Here is a 23,927-nt window from a genome sequence, read left to right as displayed (position 1 = left end):
TGATTGAATTCGGGCAGTCGTTGATTGAATTCGGGCAGTCGTTGATTGAATTCGGACAGTCGTTAATTGAATTCGGACAGTCGTTGATTGAATTTGGGCAACCTCCAAGAATTTATATAAAGCTGTTCAATATTTTTGTAATAAACAAATTAATCTATACTGAATAATGCGGGTGTAAAGTAACCCTAATTCTGTCTATCTTAGTGCTGTACAGGTAAAATTGCTGGCAAAGATTTCTCTTTACTCTGTGGACTCTGCGCCTCTGCGGTGAAATAAATTATTTTTTAACCACAGAGGCACAGAGAGCGCAGAGAGAAAAGCAAAGATTTTATAAGTTACTTGATGTTATTAGAAGTGACAAAATTGGCATAACTTAATTCGTTAACGCGATTCCAATTAAAAATCTGCTGGCGAAAGGCTTTCCACTGTTCGTAAACTTGCTTAAAAGCCGCATCTTTACTGGCATTTTCTTCAAATAACTCAAAGGAGATTTTCTGGGCTGCTTGCAGAATCTCCTGGCTGTATGGAACTAGTTTTGTACCACCAGCCAGTAACCGCGTCAGCGCTTGCCCATTTAAAGAATCGTATTGACTCAGCATATTCAAATTGGCTTCAAAACTCGCTGTCTTCAAAATCTGTTGATATTCTTTGGGTAGGCGATTCCAGGCGGTGAGGTTCACTAACACATCCAATGTTGGCCCTGGTTCCCACCAACCAGGATAATAGTAGAATTGCGCGGCTTTATTTAAACCGAGTTTTTCGTCATCGTAAGGGCCTACCCACTCAGCAGCATCAATTGCTCCCCTATCCAATGCTAAATAAACTTCGCCTCCAGGTAATACTTGCACGTTTACCCCTAAACGGGACATGACTTCGCCACCTAATCCGGGAATTCGCATTTTCAAACCTTTGAGGTCAGAAATAGACTTGATTTCTTTTTTGAACCATCCCCCCATCTGTGCGCCGGTACTACCTGCGGGAAAACTAATCACATTAAAGTTGGTATAAATTTTGTGTATGGCTTCTAATCCACCACCGTTATAAAGCCAAGCATTCTGCTGTTGGGCATTTAAACCAAAGGGTACGGAGGTGGCGAAGGCTAATGCTGAACTTTTGCCGATGTAATAGTAGCTAGATGTGTGACCGCATTCAACTGTCCCGGCTTGCACGGCATCGAGTACTTGCAATCCTGGTACTAACTCTCCAGCAGCAAAGGGCGTAATTTGGAAACGTCCATTGGTCATTTCTTCAACTCGCCGGGAAACTGTTTGAGCGCCGATAAAAGTACCCAAAGATTTGGGCCAGCTAGTTGCCATCCGCCAACGGATATTCGGCAATCCTGCTTGCACGCTAGGGGATTTACCAGCTTGGCTACAAGAAACTAGAGTAGCAGCAGTTGCAGTGGCGATCGCAGCTGTGTTAAAAACCTCTCGGCGTTTCATAATTGTTCGTGATTTAAATTGCGGAAAATTTTGCCTGATAGAGAATATTTATCAGGTTTTTGGCAATTTTTTAGTTTTGGGTACTAAATTAAACACGATAGGGACGCACACTTATGCGTCCCTATCGTGTAATCAAGTTTTAGATGCTGAAACTTTAGCTTGTTATTACCGCCAATGTTGGGGTATTTTCAAGTTTTCCGGTAGGATGGTTGTGCGATCGCCAATTGCCTGTTCAATCTGGTGTGATTCTACATTTTCCGAGCCACTCAAGTTAGCTCCACAAAGGTTAGCTTCTTCGAGATTAGCTTCTTGGAGGTTAGCTGTACTCAGTAATGCACTGTCTAGATTAGCGCCAGCCAGTTTTGCTCTTTGCAAGTTACTGCCAATTAGGTTTGTATCTTGGAGATTGCTACCCTCGAAGTTGACTTCTTCTAAATTGGCATCACAAAGGATTGCTCCTTCCAAGTTGGCATCACACAGAACTGCTCCTGTTAAGTTGGCATCACACAGAACTGTGCCTTCCAAGTTGGCATCGTAAAGGATTGCTTGGGAAAGGTTCGCTTTTCTAAGAACTGCGCCTTGAAGATTGGCTTCTGGGAGGATTGCTTTTTGCAGGTTGGCTTCATAGAGGATTGAGCCACAAAGACAGGTAACAGATAAGTCTGCTTCCGAGAGGTTTACTCTGGTAAAATTGACCCATTGCAAGTTAGCCCCGACGAAAATTGCTTTAGAGAGGTTAGCTTCCGTTAAGTCTGCATTACAGAGGTCTGTATTGCGTAAATCGAGTTTCTGATTGACTGGATCTTTAGATGAATCGCGTCTGCCAATGACAGTTAAGGCTGTTTGAATATCTGTAGGAAGTTTTGATGATTGCAGCGATTCATCCTCATATTCCCTATTCACTGGGGCATTCTCACGGATAAAAGCAGCGAGGATTTCCATGATTGTCCAATGATCTTTCGGAGAATCTTTGGCAATTCGTTCTAAAGCATAAATTGCGGCAAATCGCGTTTCAATCTTTTCATTTCCCAGTTGTTCAATTGCTTTAGAAAAGCGTTCAGAAACAATTTCTTGTGGAGTTAGTTGTGTCTGATTGATACAATTTATGATATTGTTATCCCAAGGTAGTGTTCCAGCTAAGAGTTGTGTTAGCAAGCTGTGATTCTCATCCAGAGAGAGTTTTGAGGTATAGTAACCATTCAGAATTAATGCCAATCCCCCAATAATTATGGCAATCGTTGTTAATGCTTGAGTGATGTATTCAATTTTTTCTTGATTTGAAAATCCTTGAATATTTTCAAAAAATAATATAATTAGAGTGAATGATAAAATAAATATAACTGAGACAAATGCCAACAAGGTCGTGAGTCCATTGGTCTTTATGAAAGACATGTCATAAGTCTTCATATCCGACTCCTTACGGAAGTAAATTTAGGTTGATTCTAAGAGTATCCGTAAAGTTATGATAGAGTACAAACACGGATAAAATTGGCGAACCTTTAAATCCACTATATAAAAATTATCTATATAACAATCCTGAATCATTTGTGAGGAACAAGACCATTGACTTTCTAGAGAAGCCAGGGTTCTGATTATTCACGAATGATTAGATATCTGATGAAATTAAATATGCTGTATCCAGAAACCTTATAGAGACTTAGTACTGCTACATCTCGACACTCTTTTTCACTCAGATTTATTTGATAAAATTTTCAGGTATTTAGTCCACGATCCAGACAGGGAATGAAAAGTAGTGTAGTTCAATTACTTGAAAAGTAATGTCAATAAGGGTGAGATAAATTTTTGACAAGAGAATAAACTTTTTATATCAACACGCTGTTAGGGCACAACATTTTTCTGGATTAACCGGAGTATTCCAGGCAATTAAAAAGACCATATTACCTGTGAACAATAGTTTAAAATTTGTAACATTCAGCCAGTTCATCTTATTACTCAGGTTGATAACAAACCCTAAGTAGATTGGACTAAGTTAGAAATCGCCACGAGCAATTCTTCTGGTGCTACAGGTTTAACAATGTGCTGTTGAAATCCTGCTCTTAGTGCGTATTGCTGATTTATTTCGCCTGCATAAGCAGTCAAAGCGATCGCAGGTATCTTTTTTCCCCCGACTTTTGCTTCCAGAGTCCGCACCTGTTGCATCAACATATAGCCGTTCATTTCTGGCATCCCAATATCGCTGAGTAAGATATCTGGCTTTGACTGGGTTAGCGCTTGTAATGCTTCATATCCTGATGCTACTGCGGTAACGATCGCACCAAATTGTTCCAGCACAAAGCTGAAAAAGTCGCGGGTATCATCATTGTCATCCACAACCAGCACTTGTAAACCCATGAGGGGAGAGGAGGAAAAAACGGCAGTTGAGGAATCAGTATTTGTGCCATCCTCGATCGTTGCACCATTCTCGATCAGCGGCAATCTAACAGTGAAGATCGCTCCTTTGTCCTCGCCAAGACTTTCAGCCCAAATCCTTCCGCCGTGCATCTCAATCAAGTGACGAGCGATCGCTAAACCTAACCCCAATCCACCAAACCTTCTAGTTGTTGTACTGTCACCCTGACGGAAATAATCAAATACATGAGGTAGAAAATCAGGATCAATGCCCTTACCTGTATCGCTGACGGTAATCTGCGCTTGAGCGTCGATGCGCTCCAATCGCACATTTACTTTTCCTTTAGTCTCAGTAAACTTGACGGCATTCGATAAAAGATTCCAGAAAACTTGCTGTAAGCGGGCTGGATCGCCCAAAACTTTCCCCACATTTGGATCGAGCTTCGTCTCAATGTCAATAGTTTTAGCCTCTGCTGCTAAATGCACTGTTTCCATTGCGGCTTCAATGGTAGATACCAGATCCACTGGGATCGTGTTGAGGCTGAGTTTGCCTTGGAGGATGCGAGAAACATCTAGTAAATCTTCAATTAGTTGAGCTTGTAATTTGGCATTGCGCTCAATAGTTTTCAGGGCTTTGTTGAGCGATTCTTCATCAAATTTCCGGCTCTGCAATAGTTTTGCCCAACCGAGAATCGGATTCAAGGGCGATCGCAATTCATGGGAAAGTACCGCCAAAAACTCATCTTTGATACGGTTAGCAGCCTCAGCTTCCGCCCTAGCTATTTGCTCTAGTTGCAAAAGGCGATCGCGTTCTGATTCGCTGCGTTTGCGATCGGTGATATCAGTTAGCATAGCGATCGCACCCAAGCACTCACCTTGTTCATTCAAAATCGCTCTGGCAGAAATCAGTGTCCAGATGTACGAACCATCCTGGCAAAGCAATCGCCCTTCTTTGAGATCGCTCTCTTCTCCTTTGAACCACTCCAGTTTTGCTTCATCTGCGATATCATCAGCCAGATCCATAAAATCAAATATAGAACGACCGAGTATTTCTGCTGCCGGATAACCCAACATCTGAGATATCCGCTGATTCACAAACTCTGTTCGGGTTTCGGAGTCAATCATCCAGATTCCCTCATAAGAGGTATCAACAATTCGGCGATACTTGGCTTCACTCTTTTGTAAAGATTCCTCTGCTTGCTTGCGCTTACGCCGCTCCTTAGCTTCCCGCAATGCGCGTTGCACCGAGGGAACTAACCGCCCTAGTCGTTGCTTTAATACATAATCGGTTGCACCGTTCTTCAAAGCTTCGATCGCTAATTCTTCACCCAGCACGGCAGAGACAAAGATAAAAGGAATCTCAGGACAACGATTGCGGGCAATTTCCAAGGCAGAAATTCCATCAAAAGAGGGCAAGGCATAATCGGCAAGAATTAAATCGAAAGCCTCTGTTTCCAAAGCCGCTAGGAAATCAGCACCGGTTTCGACTCGGATCAGTTCGCAATTAATTCCCCCTTCGGCTAATATCATTTGGGCAAGCTCTGTATCTAACAGGCTATCTTCCAAAAGGAGGAAACGCAGAACATTCATCAGTTGCTCTCCTTTTGAGGATGAGGTGCTGGCGGTAAAGCACCAACCGGAGGCTGATTGATCACTGCCCAAAATAGGCCGACACCTTTAATAGAATCGACAAAATCATGGTAATCTACTGGTTTGACAACATAAGCATTCACCCCTAACTCGTAGCAGCGAACTAGGTCAGGTTCCTCGCGGGAAGAAGTCAGTACCACAATTGGAATTACTCGCATTACTGGGTCAGATTTGAGTTGCGCCAGCACTTCTAAGCCATCGATTTTAGGCAGTTTCAAATCGAGCAATACCACAACAGGATACCCCTCCATTCGCAACCGGAATAACCCCCGGCGATAAAGATAATCTAGTGCTTCTTCGCCATCACGTACTACCACTACTTCATTGGCGAGATGGTTTTCTGACAAAGCGGCTAAGATTAACTCTGCATCGTTGGCACTGTCTTCAATTAGCAGGATTCGCTTCAGTTCTTTCATTCACTCTCCTTTTTGGACAATTTAGGCAGCGAGAAATAAAAGGTGGCGCCACTGTCAACTACAGCCTCTGCCCAAACTCGACCATTATGCCGATGAATAATGCGTTGCACGTTTGCCAATCCAACACCAGTGCCTTCAAATTGTGGGTCGCTATGCAGACGTTGAAATACTCCGAATAGCTTGTGTACATATTGCATATTAAAGCCTACGCCGTTATCTTCTACAAAAAAGACAACTTCGTTTTCATTGTCAATACTGCCAACAGTAATTTCTGCTGGGTTTTGAGTCTGGGTATATTTTACGGCATTGCCCATCAGGTTACGAAGCACCAGTCGCAGCATGGAGGGATCGCCCTGCGCTTCTGGCAGTGGCTCTATGTGCCAATGGATTGTCCGTCCTGGGGTTTCTGCAATTAAATCGCGTTTTACCTCATATACCAATTCTTCCATATTGAGGTTGATGTAGCGCATTTCGGTGCGCCCCATCCGAGAAAATGTCAGCAATTCATCGATCAGTATTCCTGCCTGTTTGGCAGTTTCGGCAATTATTTTCAAATAGCGCTGACTTGTTTGATCTAAGCTTGTTGAGCTATGCCGTTTCTGAAGTAATTCGATAAATCCGGCGATGTGGCGCAGTGGTGCGCGCAAGTCGTGAGAGATTGAGTAGGAAAAAGATTCGAGTTCTTTATTGGCGGCTTCGAGTTGGGCAGTGCGCTCTTGAATTCGTTGCTCTAGCATTTCATTGAGTTGTTGCAAGGCGGCTTCGGCAACCTTGCGATCGTGAATGTCGCTGGCGATGCCCACCCATTTGATAATCTGTCCGCTTTGATCTCGAAATGGTAAACCCCGGACAATATGCCAACGATAGCTACCATCAGAAACTTGACGGAAGCGAATTTCTATTTCGTAGTTGGTCGCGTTAGCAACAGCCTGCATCGAACTTTTTAAAACGCGATCGCGATCATCGGGGTGAATGGCATAAATCCAGCCATAGCCAGTAGTCTGCTCCATTGTCAGTCCGGTATAGTCTAACCAGTATTGATTGCAATAGGTAATACCACCATCGCGTAGGCGTAGCCCGTCGTAGACATCGCCCATCCAAATGGCCTGTGGTGAGACTTCCGTTAAAATTCGGTATCGCTCTTCACTGTCACGTAGGGCTTTTTCTGCTAAGTTGCGATCGTGGATATCAACACAAGAGCCGATATAGCCGAGAAACTCCCCTGTTGATGCAAACCGAGGTACACCAGTATCAAAAACCCAATGGTATTCGCCATTAAAGCGTCTGAGGCGGTATTCCATTTGAAAATTTTGTCGGGCATCAAAAGCATGGGTGTATGTATCTAAGCAACGCTGAAAATCATCAGGATGAACGCCTTCAGTCCACCCATTACCCATCTCTGACTCCAGAGTCCGCCCGGTAAAATCTAGCCAGGGTTTATTAAAGTAGTTACAAAGTTTGTCAGTACCAGACATCCAAATCAGTACGGGAGCGGTGTCTGCCATTTGACGAAAGCGTAATTCACTTTCGCGCAACGCAACTTCTGCCCGATCGCGATCGCGTAGCGCAGCTTGCTGCTCGCTAATATCGGTGACTAACGCCACATACCCTTCAACGATTCCCTGTTTATTAAATTGGGGAACGTAAATGGCACTAATGTAACGTGTCCCACCATCTTTATAAGGAACTTCACTTTCAAAAGTAACCTCCACTCCTGCTAGTACTTGTTCCACATAAGGACGAAGCACTTCATAAGCGGATTCACCCAATACTTCCCAAAGATGCTTCCCATAAACTTCTACCGTCGAATGCCCAAACCAATCTTCATATGCTCGGTTATTGAAGCGGTAGCGTTGTTCTGAATCTACAAAGGTAATCAGAACTGGCAATGTATCTGTAATTAAACGAAGTTCTGTTTCTCGTTGGCGCAGTGCTTCTTCTATGAGCTTACGGTTGGTGATATCGCGCCAGCAATCTATGGCACCAATAATCTCACCTTGAGAATCGCGAATTGGGACGACATTGGCGATCGCTGTAATTGTAGTACCATCTGGACGTTCAATGATGTATTCTTCATCGCAGATCGTTTCTCCATAGCGCGTAGCACGGTATAAAGGTAGTTGCTCTAAGGTAAGGGGCGTTACACCATCAGCCAAGAACAGATCGTAGAGCTGAATATAAGATTCAGAAGACATACCAACGAGAGGTTCACTCGGTTTCCCCAAAAGTTTTTGCGCGAGTTTGCTGTTAGCGATGATTGGGAAATCAGGGGGGCCGCCAGCGATCGTAATTCCCTCTGGGACGTGTTCTAGCAGCATTTGTAAAATGCTTTGGGCAACTTCTGCTTGGCGGGCGCGATGCTGGGCTTCTGCTTGGGCTTGTTTGCGTTCGCTTAAGTCAAGAACAAAACCAATGATTGTTCGATCTCCGTGTTTAGCAAAGCCAATTAGAACGGAAACTAGAGAGCCGTCTTTGCGGATGTATTCCTGTTCAAAGGGCTTACAACTCCCAGTAATTGTCAGTTCTTGAATCCCTCGTTCGCTCACCTCAATATATTCGAGTGGAACAATCTCCCCCCAGCGGATTCGACTAGAGCGCAAATCCTCGCGGGTATAATTGAGCATTTTTAGAAAGGCATCATTGGCTTCAATGATTAAGCCGTTGAGGTCGGCCACAATCATCCCAATAATATTAGACTCGGTTAAGCGACCAAACCGGGCCTCGCTTTCGCGTAATGACTTCAGGTTCGCCTCAGCTTGCCGTTGGGCTGTGCGGCGTGATTCGTTAAGCCAGCTAATTAACCCTGCTGTCAGCATGAACACTACCAAGGGAACTACAATATTTGGATTTGTAATGTTCTGCGGATGGAGTGGCTTAAAAAAGAAGTAATTAACTGCAAAAGTAGACAAAAGAGTTGCAAGTAACCCTGGCCCTAAGCCCCCGTACCAGGCACTCACCATCACCGCACCAAAAAACAGCGCCCCAGGCGTTGAAGTAAGATATGGATTGAGTAGTAGGGTTGCCCGCAGTGCTAAGGCAACGGATAGGAAGGCAACACCATAGTGCAGGAGTTTCTCCCGGCTGAATGCGCCCTTGTCTCTATTGCCAGAAAAGATGTTTTGGGATTCAGATGTCCTCGCCTTACGACTCATAACCCTACTCTGCTTCTGGAAAATACTGATTTAGCAGTCTTTTGCCGGGTTCACCCATCTTCCGTAACATTTCTTCTATTAGTTTTAGCGCTATCCGTGAAGGGACTGTATGCCCATTCTCCCAACGGTTGACTGTTTTGAAAGAAACTCCTACTTTAGCAGCAAACTGTTTCTGAGAAAGATTGAGCTGCTGACGAAGTTCCCGAATTAAATCTAAAATTTCCAGCCGCGTTGTTACAGACATCTCTGTATTTTATCCCCATAGGATAATTGGCGTAGGACAGATGTCCTCTTTATTATCCCTTATTTAGAGAATATTTTAAAATTTTAGGCACTTGTTGATCCCCCCAACCCCCCTTAAAAAAGCTACGGTGTACACACAAGTCTTAAAATTCCACCTAACACTTGGTTTAGTTGCTCTAGCCCCCAAATTATGGGGAGAAATGGAGTTTCAAGTCCCCCAAATTTAGTTATTTATGAGGCTGGAATATCTGAAACCTATGCGGGTAATACTTGTGTGTACACCGTAGCCAATACATCGGGGGGATTAAGGGACAATATTGCACAACTTCGTTGATGAATTGACTGCGATCGCTTACCCTTTTAGTGCCCTTTTAGTATTTAAGCATTTGCGCCCAGAATAGAAGAGTCATAGTGCTGTAGTAAATCTTCTGGATCGTTGTAAATTGCGATCGCTTGCGACAGTTGTTCATCGCTAAAGCCACCGCAGCGTAAACCAATCACACCTACTCCGGCTTTGCCCGCAGACTCAATATCGTAGGGCGAATCTCCTAGCATCACTACTTTTTCAGGTGTCATTTTCCCTTTGTTCAAGGCAGCTTCTACAATGTCAGGAGCAGGTTTAGATGCTTCGGCATCATCGGATGTAGTTACTTCCGTTAGTAAATCATCTACTTGGGCAATTTTGAGCATAGTATCTAGTTCTTCAGAACTGGCTGAACTAGCGACAACCAGATGCAATCCCGATTTTTGCATCTTTAATATTAAGTTTCTGCTACCATTGGCAGCAGTGATTTGCGGTATATATTTGTCAAATAATAGTTTTTTGCGGAGTTGAGCGATCGCTTTGCCAGTTCCTTCTTCACCATTTAATTCTGGCACTACTTTGGGAATCAGTTGATCTCCACCCATGCCCATGAGTGGTCTAACTTTTTCAAATGGCACTTCCAAATCATAAGCTGCAAATGCCTCTACCCAAGAATTTGCATGAACATCATTACTTATAACCAGTGTGCCATCAATATCTAAAATCACCCCTTCTAATGCCATGAAAAACCTCGGCTGACGTTTTGTTTCATAGCTGATGATGGCATGGCAAATCAGTTTACTTCATCATCCCATGAGAGGAGAAGGGGGTTAGAGAAGAGATGGCGATCGCCTGAGATAATTCCAGAGGGTGCGTAGACGCATACTCCTACGGAGAAGCAAGCTACGTGCAGCGTCTTGTAGAGAAGCGGCTTGTCGCCAGACATCGCCTCAAAGCTTCACTAGGCCAAGGCTGATTTGAATTGCTCGATCTACCTGTGCGATCGTTTCTGGGCGCAGACTTCCCAAACATTTAATTAGCCTTTGCTTGTCAATTGAGCGAATCTGATTGAGAAGTACAACCGAATCATCCTCTAAACCGCCTTCTAGTACTCTAATCAGCACTTCAGTGGGACACAAAGGTTCTGCAAACTTTGAGGTGATGGCAGCTACAACCGCGATCGGACTATGTTCGTTAGAAACATCATTTTGCAAGATTAAAGCTGGGCGTGTTTTTTTATTTCTGCACCAATATTTGGATCGAAATTGACTAAGTATACTTCACCACGTTTGGGGTAATTTACTTTTCGTTTCTGTGGCACAATTCTTCTTCCAAGTCAAACCACTCTTCTACTAAACCCAAATCACGTTCTGCGCGTTGGATAGCTCCCTCTTTTAATTGTTCTCTAAGATTGATTAAGGCTTTCTGAGTAATATAATATTGCACAGCTTCGTTAATGAATCTACTGCGATCGCCTTTTTCAATGACTCGATCGATTAGTTCAATTGTCTCATCTGGCAAGGTGATGTTAATCCGGCGACGCATAATTTTTCGTTTTGTTTTGCCTATCAACTTTCTTATACACATTTAAAGTGTGTATAGTTGTGTTGAAAGAGCGTAGTTTACAGTCGTAGGCATCGCTTGAGATAATTCCAGAAAGTGCGATCGCCTGCGTCAGTTCTAGCCCACCCTAACCCTCCCCGTATGTATTGGGGAGGCAACTAGATTTCCTGTTTCCCCCCCAATGCATCGGGGGGTAATTTCACTTGTGTAACACGGTAGCCGATGCCTTGGAGAAGGGTTGGAGGTGAGGTTTTGAGACGTACCTTTGCAAAGGTTTCATTGATCGATCAACTGCGATCGCGGATAACTTGAAATATCTAATTACTGCCAACCATCTACTTAATATCATCGCAGAGATGCTTGTCGCTCTCATTCAAATTCGGGTTATTCTGCAAATAATCATGCAGCCAATTGCAACCCCGCACCAACAGTTGGTCTAAATTCTCCACAGACCACAACCGCGCTGTGTTGTCAGATGATGCCGTGGCAATGATTTTACCGTCCGGGCTGAAACTCACACTATTGACACTGCCTCTGCCTTGATAACTTTTGAATTCTTGCATCATTTGCCGCCCATGTAGTATGTTGTGCTTCTTGACGTGCTGCTTCTTGACGTCCTTCTTGACGTCCTTTTTCTAGTTGTCGACTTGCTACTTCTAGTTGTCGACGTACTTCTTCTAGTTGTTGACCTGCTTTTTGACCTTCTGCTTTTACTGCTTTTGTTACTTTCGTTTCTTTTGCAAGTCTTGCTTGTATTTGGTTGAGAGTGGTTTGGGCTTGTTTAGCTCGAGATTCTGCTTGCTGTTTTTTTGTCACTGCTTGTTGTGATTTTACTTCAGCAGTTTTTCTTTTTTCGTTTGCCGTTTTAATTATTTCCTGAGCTTGGGCATTTTTCTCTTGTAATTCTGAGGCTTTCTGATTTACCTCTGCCAAGTTTGCTTCAGCAGCCAGGAAATTTTGGTTTGCCTGTTGAGTTTTTTGTTGTGCGAATTTTAATTTTACTTCTGCGGCTTGCAGATCATTCTGCGCTTCTTGCAACTTCTGCTTTGCCTGTTGCTTTTGACTATCAGTATCTTTAACCACTTGAATTTGACTCAATGCGTATCTTGATGATATACCTGCCAATAATAATAGACATACCGCTAAACCAGAACTCACCATCAACTGCATCCGCCCTCGGCGAATTTGTCGCTTGGCTTCTTTTTGAGCATTAACTAATATCTGCTTTGCATCTTGTTCAAGCTTCAGGTTCTCTTCTGCTTGCAGGCGTTGTTCTCGCTCTCTAGCAAGTTCTGCTAATATTTCATTACCCTGTTGCTGACGGATGAACGACACAAGGTAATCATGCACCAGTTGATAACGGTCAGCCGGCGATTCTGGTAACAGCAACACTAACCTCGATGCCACAAAAATTTCTAACACCAAATCTAGTTTATCGGCTTCTGCTGGCAAATCTGTGGCTAACTCAGCACGAGTCTTCAGGGGACGAGTACCATTTTCATCTGTGAGTAAATATAAAACCAGTCGAGCAACCTGTTCATTCTCTGCGCCACAATCTTGGATGACTTCTTCTAAAAACCGCTCAACCAGTTTTTCTTTCGTACCAAACTGACGATACTTATCTAAAGTTGTAATGTTCTCAGTTTGCAATTGCGTCCCCACAATTTGTAACTCAATTGGGCGTACCTCCCCTAATTCGCCTGCTAAATCTCTCACTAATTGTTCAATCAGTGCAGGCTCTAGATAAAAGTGAGAGCGTTCTGTTAAACTCTGCACCACAGCCATCGCATCATCTGGCGAAAAGTTACCCAAATAAGAACGAATATTTTTATCGAGAATATTATTATTAATTGCACCTAAACTAAACAGACGTTCTAACTCTAATAAATAATGTAAATAATCTTCCCGCAAAGACAAAATTATCTTGACAAAAGGAATATCTAGACAAACTCGCAACAACTCATAAAATGCTCGTCGTTGACCTTGGTCTGGATAAACGAAGAAAAACTCCTCAAACTGATCAAACATTAAAACCGTCAACAAATTCCGGTCAGCATTTCTCCGCAATTGTTCTAAAATAGTTGCTGATGAATCAAGATTAACAGATAATTGATTACCTCTGACTTCCTCAAAAGCCTGAGCCAAACTCTGCCCCAACATCCCTACCCAATCTGTATAAACTCGCAACAAAATAGGTAAAGCATCTCGCTCACCAATTGCTTGCTGTTGCAACGCAGGAATTAATCCACCCTGTAAAATTGAGCTTTTCCCCACTCCTGACTGACCATGAATTACAGTCAATTTATGCTCAGTCCCGCCAATTCTTTCTCGTAACCGCTTAACATCTTGTCCCCGACCAGAAGCAGCAATTTCTTGAGCAATGGTTTCAGGATTCTCTACCTGCAACTGTGCAGAATTAATTGCCTGTCGCTGCGGATTGAGATAAGATGCACCAACAAAAGCGCGGAAACCATACTGCTGTTCAATTTGTAATTGTTCTTGCTTAATATTAAAAGCTTTCAGATATTCACCTTGTTCAAAGTGGAGTAAACGCAGCCTTTCTAATATAGATATATATAATTGTGGGTTGTACTGATGATTACTTTCCAGCTTTGCAGCTTTTAAACTATTAATCGCTACTTGATATTGACCTAAACCCTGTTGCGATTTTGCTAAAATAAACCGATGTAATCCCAATTCATCTGATTGAAGATTAGGGATATCAGCTAATATTTGCAATGCTTGCCCTGCAAGTTTATTAGCTTCTTCCCAGCGTGACTGCTCTAAAGCTACTTCTGCCAAAAAACCATAATCTTTAGCCAACTGCAACGGCGTGCCATAATTTTGATGTAGCGGCAGAGATTTTTCCACAAGGCTTTGCAACTCTGACCATGCTTGTAAACGTCGTAGCACTTCACCCAGTTTAGTAATATGTTTTGCAACTAAATCTGAACGTTGTGCTTGTTCAAAAATCTCAATAGCTTGCTGAAGGTAATTTTTAGACTCTTGCCAATAGCGTTGATTTTCTGTCTGATTTTTTTCAGCTTGGCGGTTATAAACTGAAGCAATATTAACAAGTAATATACCTTGTCGCTCTAAATAATTACTTTGTCGCCAGAACTCCAAGCTTTGTTGATAATGTGTTAAAGCAGAATCTATCTGGTCATGTAGATAATCATTTAAACCAAGCACAAATTCTAAACTTGCTTGCAGTGCTGGCTCTAATACCTTTTGACGGTTTTGCAAATCTTGACGAGCAGTTTCTAGTTCCCGGCAAATTTGGGGATTCGGCGTAACATCACCAGCAAAGATTTCATCGCTTTTTTGTTGGAGAAAGCTAATTAACTCATCAGTAGGATTTTCAAAATCAATAATAGTTGCCCAACTTTCTAAATCAGTTGCTAATCGAATAAATTTTTGCAGAACTGAATCATTAACCCACAACAATATCGGAAACGGGAAGTTCTTTCTAAACTCCTCCCGTACTTGGTTAGCTGAAGTCAGAACTGTATCAATATCTTTAACCGACTCCAAACCAAAAATCATTAATGCAGGTGGCTGTTCATCTCCCAGTTGTTCGCGTATATTTGTGTAGAGCGTTTTGACTGATGCAGGTAAAGTAATTTCGCATATTTCCACAGGAGAGATTTGGTGCAACTGTTCTACCATACGCTGACGTAAAGCAACATAATTACAGCGCAATAAAATCAGCGAAAATTGCCCCTGAGAAAAGGTAATTGCTCTGACTAAAGTTTGTAATGAACTTTCATTGTCAAAGGCTAAATTTTCTGGCTCTTGCTGATTACTCATAACATCCAGCAGTTTTCTTTTGCATGAAGTACAAAGCTACGGGTTTTGAGGCAGGAGGCAGTGTTTCGACTACGCGGCAGTTGAGCGTAGTCGAAACTCAACAACCAGGCAGGTGGTCACTGAGCGACTTACCTTGACTTGTGCTGAGTATCTCGATTTACTTCGACTACGCTCAGTATAAGTCGCTTGATGGAACCGGAGCCGAAGGGAGTCGAAAGGAGTCGAAGTAAGACAGAAGGCAGAAAGGATGACGGACGATTTCTGCTAGTTGGGGACTTACAACAAATAAATTACCCAATCTTGTGGGGTGGGCATCTTGCCCGCCTTTGTATATGGGCGGGCGAGACGCCCACCCTACAAGAAGTAGTTGAGTATTTTTTTATTTGGAAGTCCCTTGTAAAAAGCTGTAGTTGTGAAGATGACAACTGACACGGCTCCCGCACTTGTTGACATAGCTCCCGCACTTGCTGATATAGCTCCCGCACTTGCTGATATAGCTCCCGCACTTGTTGATATAGCTCCCGCACTTGTTGATATAGCTCCCGCACTTGTTGACATAGCTACCGCACTTGTTGACATAGCTACCGCACTTGTTGACATAGCTCCCGCACTTGCTGATATAGCTCCCACACTTGCTGATACCGCTAACGTTGTGCCATTTTACAAAATACCTGATAGTTAAGCGCATACAACTCTACGCCTCTATTGCCGATTCATAACCTAAATTCCTTAGCTTCTGCCAAAATCGGATTGATATCAAACCAAGAACCATCCTCATCGCGGTATTCAAATACAAACATACTGCGGAGCAAAAGTTCGTATCTTTCATGACCTCTCAAGCTTTTCTCTTGCGCTACCTCACGCAGTAATTCCCATTCATCGGGCTTAATTGCCAAAGTTAGCTCATTGCGGCGTTGTTTAATCACTCTATTTACGCACTCTTGCGACAAAGGTGGGTCTTCTTGCTGAAGACAGCGAAACAATAACATTAACAAATTACGCAAATGACCACCGCTAACTTGGCAAAGTCGCTCTAAAGTATCAGGACTATCAAAAACCTCAGTAATTAAATTCCGACTTTGTTCCCAACTGACACCAGGAAAAGCCCTCGCCATGACCATCTGTTGCAGCAGCGTGATTCCTTGTGAAAATTGCGAACCATCTTGTAATTCCACAGGAACCATCGGTAAAACCTTGGGGTCTACGCCAAAGCGATTTGTTAACCTGCCTAAAGCGTTAGAAAAAATCAATCCTAACGGAATGGTATAAACAACATGACAATTTAGCTGGTTTAACTGTTCGCCCCGTTCCACAAAGAGATATTCTGGCTGGTAAAGACCGGAAGGTTTCTGAGAATTATCTACTCTGTCGAGATTATCTATAATTACCACCAGTCCTTTTTTACCCTGCTGCTTGAGTTTTTCTCTAGCAGGCCTGAGCAATTCTTTGTTAATTGATTCTAAAATGCCATTGGTGCGCGGTTCTAAATATTGCCGTAACTGACCGCGAAGTTTGGGGCTATCTTTAGTTTTGGCAGTAATCTTGGCAATACCTACAGATAATTCTGCCTCAACCCCAATATCTAGCGGCGTTTGCAAAAACTCAGAAATTTCCGTAAACAGATTTTTAAAGTATCCTGGTTTGAGGTTAATCTTGATTGCTTCTAAACTTTGACTCACCTCGCGAGCTACTGCTAATAAAATATCTGTAACATCAATATCAGCCATATCAAGGCTTTGGCTAGACTCGAAATAAACCACATGAAATCCCTGCTGCTCTAACTCTGCCTTTAGCCGCAGTAATTCAGTGGATTTGCCACAACCGATATGTCCGGTAAACAATTGACAAGTGGGTTGCTCAGGTGAAAGGCGGGTGATAGTTCGCCCAAGTTCTTCAATAATCTTGGCACCACGCACTTTAGAGAAATCAATATAATATTGTCTATCCTCCGGTTTGCTCACGACCAGAGTTTTACTGGGGTTGCAAGCTTGAAAAAACCTGACTAAATCTAGTTTCATCACAAATTACCCGAAATCAGCCTAACGCTCTTGCCCATTTCAGTGATTATACAGATGATAAAGCGGCTATTTCGGAAAAACCTTTTTTAGAATGGCTGATTATTTTTGTCTGTTTAATTAAACTTAGGTGAAAACTGTAAAATATAGAGCTACTTCTTGGAAGTATTAGCCACTCTCATCTATTTCTTGTTTTTCGCTAAATGAATAAACAATTCAATAAATAAAATTAGAACTATAAACAAATTTCTCGGTATGTCTGTCTTGTTATCAGACATAGCTTTCATCTTCTTCATCTCCAAAATATTTACGGAGACTTTTAGTAAAAACTATAGCATTAAGAGAAAACGGTAGAATACGCCCAAATAACTAATGATGCTGCGATCGCTTAACCCAATTGCCGCCAATGTGCCGGTGCTTCGATATAATCGGGTAGGCGAGTGGTGCGATCGCCAACTGCCTCTCTAATCTGCTGTAACTCTAAGTTTTTCGCTCCTGTCAAAATAGTCCCTTCCAGTTTGACATCATTGAGGTTAGCTTGTGAAAAGTTAGCTCCCATCAGGTTTGCCTGAGTCAGGTTAGCTTGATAAAAGGTTGCCCTATAAAGATTTGCTCCAATCAGATTAGCCTGATATAGGTCAGCTTCCGTTAAGCTAGCTTCTGAGAGATTGGCAAAATAGACTTCTGTTTGGTGGAGTTTGGCTGCATTCAAATTAGCCCCAGAAAGGTTAGCTCCATTCAAGTTAGCCCCACAGAGGTTAGCACCAATCAAACCCGTTTGCTGTAGGTTGGCTTTACCCAATTTTGCTCCTTGCAAGTTAGCTAAAAACAACTTTGCTCCAGAGAGGTTAGCGACTTTTAAGGTCGCTTGTTGTAAGTTAGCTTTATAAAGATTCGCTCCCTGTAAGTTAGCAGCGCGCAGACTTGCACCAGATAGGTTGGCTGAACGCAGGTTAGCTCCAGAGAGGTTAGTCCGATTCAGGTTAGCCCAACAAAGGTTGGCTCCATATAAACTAGCTTTTAGTAATTTGGTTTCATAGAGAATCGACCTAATGAGTTTAGCGCCACTAAGGTCACATCCACTCAAGTCAGCCCCACGCAGGTCAGCCCCACTCAAATCAGCCCCACGTAGGTCAGCTTGTTGCAGGTTAGTTTTTAGCAGGTCTGCTTGTCTAATGTCGGTGTTACGTAAATCAAGTTTTTGATCTTTTGGGTCTTCGAGTAAATTACGCCTACCAATAACAGTCAGGGCTGCTTGAATATCGGTGCGTATTTTGGGGAATTCTTCATGGAGATTTTGCTCCAACTGCGGCGTTGGACGCGACCCACCTCGACGCCGACTTGAGTAAATTGCTCTTTGATATTCCGGCTGTTGTTGCTCGCCTTTTACGTGCTGGATGGGTGCATTCTCTCGCACAAAGGCAGTGAGAATTTCCATAATTGTCCAGTGTTCTTGAGGAAAATCCTGAGCAACCCTTTCTAAAGCATAAATTGCGCCTGTGCGGGTTTCAACCTTTTCATGGCCTAGCTGGGCAATTGCGCCCATAAAGCGCTCTGCAATCAATCTGTCTTGATTGAGTTTGGCATTTTGCAAGCCAATTTCTAAGTTTTTCTCAGATGCGATCGCACTCTTCTGCATCGCTTGGGCACGTCTTGCTGCATAATAAGTATTAAACATTGCTGCCGATGCCAGAAAAACTATTGCAGTAGTTGTTAAAGCTTGGTTTCTATACTGGATTTTTTCTTGAATTGACAATTCTTTAATATTGGACAAGACGAAGAAAATTACAGTCAACGAGCAGCCAAATATAGCTGTTAAAGTTATCAACCAATTCAAAAGAGCGTCTGTCTTTTTAGAAGACATGGTAAAAATTTTCCTTACAACCTAGAATTATTACTTAGATGTTGAGGAAAAATAGTATAGCATTTAGCAGAAATTTATAATAGGTGTCAAAACACTCATTGAACTAAGGAATTATATCGAATATACTTTTACATCACGACACCAAGAAACGCTGGCGCTACAAGAATTACGAATTACACTGATAATAGGGAGTAGAGAAAAAAATTTTCATTCAAGCGGATATGATATTACTCAGAAAATTTGGTTTCTCTGAGGTTTGCTCCATCAAGTATGGTGTTATAGAGAATTGCTCCATACAAGCTAGCTAGATATAAACTAGCACGATGCAGGTTAGCTTCAGAAAGGTTAGCTTTCTCTAGATTGGCTGCACTAAGGATTGCTCCTTCTAAGTTCGCTAGATATAAATTAGCTCCTTCTAAATTAGCTGCACTAAGTATTGTCTCCGCTAGATTAGCTTCTCTAAGATTAGCCCCAGCGAGATTAGCTTGATAGAGATTTGTCTGTTGTAGATTCGCCCCTTTCAAGTTTGCTCCTCTCATATCCGTGAAGCTCAAATCAAGTTGCTCATTTACTGGGTCTTTGTTTGCATCTCTTCTGGCAATAACAGTCAGCGCGGCTTGAATATCTACACGAATTTTTGTTGACAGGTTACTCGTTACTTCCTCTTGGGGCATATAAGGAGCATTCTTTCGTACAAAAGTAGTAAGAATATCTACGATTGTCCAGTGGTACTGTGGATAACTATAGGCAATGTGTTCTAAATCATTAATTATAGCTAGACTGATTTCTATAGTGTTATTTCCTAGCTGTTCGCTTGCTATTCTTAAGCGTCGTTTTAGCGACTGATGCTGATTTTGTTTAACTTGTTGCTGTAAAACTGGTATCCGCAGTAATATTTTTGATAGCTGGATGGGAGTTTTTGATAAAATATTTTTCATAGCATTAAAAGCATTAATAATTCATGAAAATCAATTTAAATACGTACTTTTGATTGAATATTTTATTAGCATCTGTTATTGTTTCATAAATAGCTAATACTCGAATATTCTCATGTAACCAACAAAATGGAAATATAGCTTTTGAGTAAGTAGACATAAGCATACATACTCTTGCTATAGGACTCGTATTTGATTTTTGAAAAAAACTCAGTACACTTTTATTCCTTCTTGCCTGTTCCCCGTTCCCTGTTCCCTCCCTACGCAAATAATTTCAGGAATCAAAGCGGATTCCTATATTCCCAATCATTGTTTGTGTTCGCTAGTTTTTAGTCTTCACTGACAATTAACTCTCATCATGATATTTTTGATTTATTTATAATCATTGATTAACTAAAAATGACTATTAAAACTCAGCAAAATATACAACCAATAGTTAAAAATCTGGTGTTAATTGGTGGCGGTCACAGCCATGCTATTGTTATAAAGATGTTCGGTATCAAACCGTTAACAGGAGTACATTTGATACTGATTACCACAGCATCAGAGACAGCCTACTCTGGGATGTTACCAGGACATATTGCCGGATTTTACAGCCACAATGAATGCCATATTGACTTGCGACCCTTAGCGAACTTTGCTCAAGTACAATTGTATATTGACACGGTAGTTGCCCTTGACTTAAAAAACAACAAAGTTCTTTGTGCTAACGGACTTGCGGTAGATTTTGATGTGCTGTCTATTGATATTGGCAGCACTCCAGGCATACTGTCTGTATCAGGTGCGGCAGAATATGCGATCGCAGCTAAACCAGTATCGCAGTTATTAGAGCATTGGTATCAACTAATTGCAGCCGTAGGTAAAAATCCTCAAGAACCAATTAGGATTGCGATCGTAGGTGGTGGCGCTGGCGGTGTAGAATTAGCGCTATCGATGCAATCTCGTTTACATCGGATTTTGCACGAAACTCAACAACCTATTCAAAACCTAGAAATTCATTTATTCCAGCGCGGACAAGAACTGATGCCCAATTATCATCAATCAGTGCGGCATCAACTTCAGCAAATTTTAACTGACCGAGGTATTAAGCTACATCTGGGAGAAACTGTGTGTAAAATTGCACCTAAAACCCATAATGAAGCTAAAGAAGTATTTGAAATTAAATGTGAATCTGGTTTGACAGTAGAGTGCAATAAAATTTTTTGGGTGACACAAGCATCAGCACCCGAATGGTTAAAAAACGCTGGACTAGGAACTGATGAGCAAGGTTTTATTTTGGTAGAAGACACGTTGCAATCTCAAACGCACCCGCAGGTATTTGCATCGGGTGACATTGCCACAATGGTAAATCATCCGCGTCCAAAAGCTGGGGTATTTGCTGTTAGGCAAGGGAAACCTTTGTTTGAGAATTTACAGCGAATTTTATTAGGCAAGCCGCTCAAACCTTATAAACCACAGAAAGAATATTTGAGTTTAATTGGTACAGGAGATGGACGAGCTATTGCAACAAAAGGCATCTTCACTTTACCACCTCACAAACTCTTGTGGTGTTACAAAGATTGGATTGACCGCCGCTTTATGGAACGCTTTCGCTTTGAATAATAAATATCATGTCTGGATAATTTAGTTGCGATTCTCACAGTCATTGCACCCCACCCCTTAATCCCCTCCCCGCTTGCGGGGCTACCGTGTATACACAAGTCGAAAAAAGCTTGATTTTCCATTGTTTTTTCGTTTATCTCGAACACAAGCTCTGCATGGGAATGCCTGATTTAGGGGCTGCTGCTTCCTGTCAGACATTGAGTCTTTGACTCAATGAATGCGTTCCCAGGCGGAGCCTGGGAACGAGGAAAGTCCTATCAAGCTAGGTTTTTAGGACTTGTGTATACACGGTAGGCTTGCGGGGAGGGGAGACAAAGCACAGCTTTGGCGGGGTGGGGTTCTTCAAAGCTGTTCAATTAGCTCAACAATTTGTTGATAATATTGGATATTCCCTTCTTGATAATACAAGTCTGCGGATTTCTGAAAATCTTTAATTGCTCCTTGAGAGTCTCCCAAATTCCGGTAGACATCTGCCCGCAGGATGTAAGCTGAAGCCCAATTAGGCTGACGCTGTAAAGCTTGGTTTAAGTCTGCAAGCGCTCCTTGTAAGTCTCCCAACAGAGAACGGCTACGACCCCGATTGTACCAATCTTCGGCAAAGCTGGGGTCAAGCGCGATCGCTCGACTGTAATCTTCTATTGCCCCTTGATAATCTTCTAGGGCATAGCGAGCATTAGCGCGATCGCTGTAAAATGCAGCAGATTGGGGATTTATTTGCAAAGCTTGGGTGTAATCTGCGATCGCACTTTCATATTCTTCTAAAGCATAGTGGGTAGAACCCCGGTTGTAATATGCTTCAATTAAATCAGGATTAATTTTTAATGCTTGATTATAATCTGCGAGCGCTCCTTGTTCATTCCCTAAAAGACGACGAGCATTTCCCCGATTGCAATACGCTTGGGAAAAATCAGGAACAAGCTTTATCGCTTGAGTGTTATCATCAATTGCTCCCTGTAAATCTTGCAGAGCTTCACGGGCAATACTCCGCCCATAATAAGCTGCGGCTAAGTTATCATTAATTTGCAATGCTCGATCGTAATCTTTAATTGCACCTTTATGATCTCCTATAGAACGACGAGCTGCCGCGCGATCGCAATATCCTTCTGCTAAATTAGGATTGAGTTGTAATAGGCGATTGCTATCTTCAATTGCACCTTGATAATCTCCCAATCGCCGACGAGCATTTGCCCGAAAGCCGTATACTAAAGCTAGAGTCGGATTTTCTTGTAATGCTCGGTCATAATCTGCGATCGCACCCTGATAGTCTTCAAGAGTACTACGAACCAGACCACGTTCAGAATAAGCTTGCACATCATCTGGATTCAGCTTTAATGCTTGGTTAAAGTCTTCAATTGCTTCATAATAGTTTTTGAGGTGAGCAAGCACCAGACCGCGATTATAGTACGCTCCGGCAAAGTTGGGATTGATTTTTAGGGCGCGGTTGTAATCTGCGATCGCACTTTGATAATCTGCTAAAGCGTAGTGAGCATTACCTCGATTATGATAAGCCTCTGCCAAGTTAGGATCTAATTGTAATGCTTGGTTATGGTCAGCGATCGCTTCCTGATAATTGCCTAAAATATGGTGAATATTACCGCGATTGCTGTAAGCTGCGGCAAAATGGGGATGCCATTGTAAAGCTTGCTGAAAATCTGCGATTGCTCCTTGACGATCGCCACGTTCAAAAAGAGTTACGCCCCGATTATGATAAGCGTTGGCAATATCAATATTAATACTATCAGCTAATTGGGTACTCATTTCGATTGTTTGGATATAATCTGCGATCGCTTTGTCGTAGTTTTCCAAAGCAAAGTAGGCATTTCCGCGGCTGTGGTAAGATTGCGCCAGATTAGGATCGATTTGTAATGCTACGTTATGATCTGCGATCGCGCCTTGATAATCGGCTAAAAAGTAACGAGCATTAGCGCGGTTATAATAAGCTGTGGCAAAATTAGGATTAATTTCGATGGCGCGATTGAAGTTAGCGATCGCACTGCGATAATCTTTGAGTTGACCACTTAAAATCAGCCCCCGATTATGGTAAGCTTCCGCATAGTCAGGATTTAACTTGATTGCTTGGGTATAAGCTGCGATCGCTGCTGGATAGTCCCCTTGCAAATTTTGGTTTAATCCTTGGTTAAAAAAATCTTCCGCATTCATATAATTTTTTAGCTTTTGACATTCTCTAGCCTAAAGCATCAGGATTGTTAACGATATGTTTTAAAATCATTCCAACTACTCTTGTACCTATTGCTAGGATTTTTGATTTCAATGTTGCGAACGAGGTTCATTTGTTTAAAAGCAAATACTTTTGGATAAGATGCAAACAAGTTGGGATTGAAACAAATCATCACTATCTGTTATTTATAAATTTCATATTTCATTATATTTTGTAATAATTAATCGGCGGTTCACTGTAGCGCTGTTAGATTTATCCAGTCACAGCGATTTAGTCAATAGACCTCTTGCATAAATCAAAAATAAGAAAGAACCCCAAGCTACGCTTTGTCTCCCCTCCCCGCTTGCAGGGCTACGGTGTATACACAAGTCTTTGAGAGTTGCCTCACAGCGTTTAGATCCCC

At 42.3% G+C, this 23,927-nt stretch carries 17 protein-coding genes; 2 read left to right on the top strand and 15 right to left on the bottom strand.

Features of this window, described 5'->3' with window-relative positions; genetic code table 11:
• Positions 1 to 335: 335 nt before the first annotated feature.
• The 11 genes from ACM0OX_RS30165 to ACM0OX_RS30115 all read right to left on the bottom strand — a co-directional run bounded on the left by ACM0OX_RS30165 (position 336) and on the right by ACM0OX_RS30115 (position 14,929).
• A complete protein-coding gene (locus ACM0OX_RS30165) occupies positions 336 to 1,442 on the bottom strand; it encodes a TRAP transporter substrate-binding protein (RefSeq protein WP_414518695.1) in 1,107 nt (368 codons plus the stop codon).
• A 165-nt stretch (positions 1,443 to 1,607) separates the two neighbouring features.
• Positions 1,608 to 2,834, bottom strand: a complete 1,227-nt coding sequence (locus ACM0OX_RS30160) for a pentapeptide repeat-containing protein (protein WP_414518694.1) — start codon at positions 2,832 to 2,834, stop codon at positions 1,608 to 1,610.
• A gap of 579 nt (positions 2,835 to 3,413) precedes the next feature.
• Positions 3,414 to 5,381 (bottom strand): response regulator, encoded by a 1,968-nt coding sequence (locus ACM0OX_RS30155; protein WP_414518693.1) that lies wholly within the window; start codon positions 5,379 to 5,381, stop codon positions 3,414 to 3,416.
• A complete protein-coding gene (locus ACM0OX_RS30150) occupies positions 5,381 to 5,857 on the bottom strand; it encodes a response regulator (protein ID WP_335051442.1) in 477 nt (158 codons plus the stop codon). The genes ACM0OX_RS30155 and ACM0OX_RS30150 overlap by 1 nt, the downstream gene beginning before the upstream one ends.
• The gene (locus ACM0OX_RS30145) at positions 5,854 to 9,009 is read right to left on the bottom strand and encodes a PAS domain S-box protein (protein WP_414518692.1); all 3,156 of its coding nucleotides are present in this window, start codon (positions 9,007 to 9,009) and stop codon (positions 5,854 to 5,856) included. Before ACM0OX_RS30145 ends, ACM0OX_RS30150 begins: the two co-directional genes overlap by 4 nt.
• Before the next feature lie 4 nt (positions 9,010 to 9,013).
• A complete protein-coding gene (locus ACM0OX_RS30140) occupies positions 9,014 to 9,253 on the bottom strand; it encodes a helix-turn-helix domain-containing protein (RefSeq protein WP_414518691.1) in 240 nt (79 codons plus the stop codon).
• A 377-nt stretch (positions 9,254 to 9,630) separates the two neighbouring features.
• Positions 9,631 to 10,299 (bottom strand): HAD family hydrolase, encoded by a 669-nt coding sequence (locus ACM0OX_RS30135; protein ID WP_414518690.1) that lies wholly within the window; start codon positions 10,297 to 10,299, stop codon positions 9,631 to 9,633.
• A gap of 207 nt (positions 10,300 to 10,506) precedes the next feature.
• A complete protein-coding gene (locus tag ACM0OX_RS30130; RefSeq protein ID WP_414518689.1) occupies positions 10,507 to 10,770 on the bottom strand; it encodes a type II toxin-antitoxin system PemK/MazF family toxin in 264 nt (87 codons plus the stop codon).
• A gap of 85 nt (positions 10,771 to 10,855) precedes the next feature.
• Complete coding sequence (locus tag ACM0OX_RS30125; RefSeq protein WP_414518688.1) at positions 10,856 to 11,101, bottom strand: ribbon-helix-helix domain-containing protein; 246 nt, start codon at positions 11,099 to 11,101, stop codon at positions 10,856 to 10,858.
• A gap of 353 nt (positions 11,102 to 11,454) precedes the next feature.
• The gene (locus tag ACM0OX_RS30120; protein ID WP_414518687.1) at positions 11,455 to 11,637 is read right to left on the bottom strand and encodes a hypothetical protein; all 183 of its coding nucleotides are present in this window, start codon (positions 11,635 to 11,637) and stop codon (positions 11,455 to 11,457) included.
• A 1-nt stretch (position 11,638) separates the two neighbouring features.
• The gene (locus ACM0OX_RS30115; protein WP_414518686.1) at positions 11,639 to 14,929 is read right to left on the bottom strand and encodes a hypothetical protein; all 3,291 of its coding nucleotides are present in this window, start codon (positions 14,927 to 14,929) and stop codon (positions 11,639 to 11,641) included.
• A gap of 418 nt (positions 14,930 to 15,347) precedes the next feature.
• On the opposite strand from ACM0OX_RS30115, the gene ACM0OX_RS30110 reads away from it, so the two are divergent.
• A complete protein-coding gene (locus ACM0OX_RS30110) occupies positions 15,348 to 15,611 on the top strand; it encodes a hypothetical protein (protein ID WP_414518685.1) in 264 nt (87 codons plus the stop codon).
• A gap of 31 nt (positions 15,612 to 15,642) precedes the next feature.
• Here the strand turns inward: ACM0OX_RS30110 and ACM0OX_RS30105 are convergent, their stop codons facing one another.
• The 3 genes from ACM0OX_RS30105 to ACM0OX_RS30095 form a co-directional block, all read right to left on the bottom strand.
• Positions 15,643 to 16,947 (bottom strand): P-loop NTPase fold protein, encoded by a 1,305-nt coding sequence (locus tag ACM0OX_RS30105; protein WP_414518684.1) that lies wholly within the window; start codon positions 16,945 to 16,947, stop codon positions 15,643 to 15,645.
• Between the two features lie 385 nt (positions 16,948 to 17,332).
• On the bottom strand, positions 17,333 to 18,808 hold the full coding sequence (locus ACM0OX_RS30100) for a pentapeptide repeat-containing protein (RefSeq protein WP_414518683.1): 1,476 nt from the start codon (positions 18,806 to 18,808) through the stop codon (positions 17,333 to 17,335).
• Positions 18,809 to 19,035: 227 nt separating this feature from the next.
• Positions 19,036 to 19,746, bottom strand: a complete 711-nt coding sequence (locus tag ACM0OX_RS30095; RefSeq protein WP_414518682.1) for a pentapeptide repeat-containing protein — start codon at positions 19,744 to 19,746, stop codon at positions 19,036 to 19,038.
• A 396-nt stretch (positions 19,747 to 20,142) separates the two neighbouring features.
• On the opposite strand from ACM0OX_RS30095, the gene ACM0OX_RS30090 reads away from it, so the two are divergent.
• Positions 20,143 to 21,345 (top strand): FAD-dependent oxidoreductase, encoded by a 1,203-nt coding sequence (locus ACM0OX_RS30090; RefSeq protein ID WP_414518681.1) that lies wholly within the window; start codon positions 20,143 to 20,145, stop codon positions 21,343 to 21,345.
• A 342-nt stretch (positions 21,346 to 21,687) separates the two neighbouring features.
• On the opposite strand, the gene ACM0OX_RS30085 is transcribed toward ACM0OX_RS30090, so the two are convergent.
• A complete protein-coding gene (locus tag ACM0OX_RS30085; RefSeq protein WP_414518680.1) occupies positions 21,688 to 23,505 on the bottom strand; it encodes a tetratricopeptide repeat protein in 1,818 nt (605 codons plus the stop codon).
• Between the last annotated feature and the right edge of the window lie 422 nt (positions 23,506 to 23,927).

It is taken from the genome of Nostoc sp. PCC 9305, assembly GCF_963920915.1.
Lineage (GTDB): Bacteria > Cyanobacteriota > Cyanobacteriia > Cyanobacteriales > Nostocaceae > Nostoc.
Note: the sequence above shows the minus strand (reverse complement) of the source record. Positions and strands in the feature narration are given on the sequence as shown.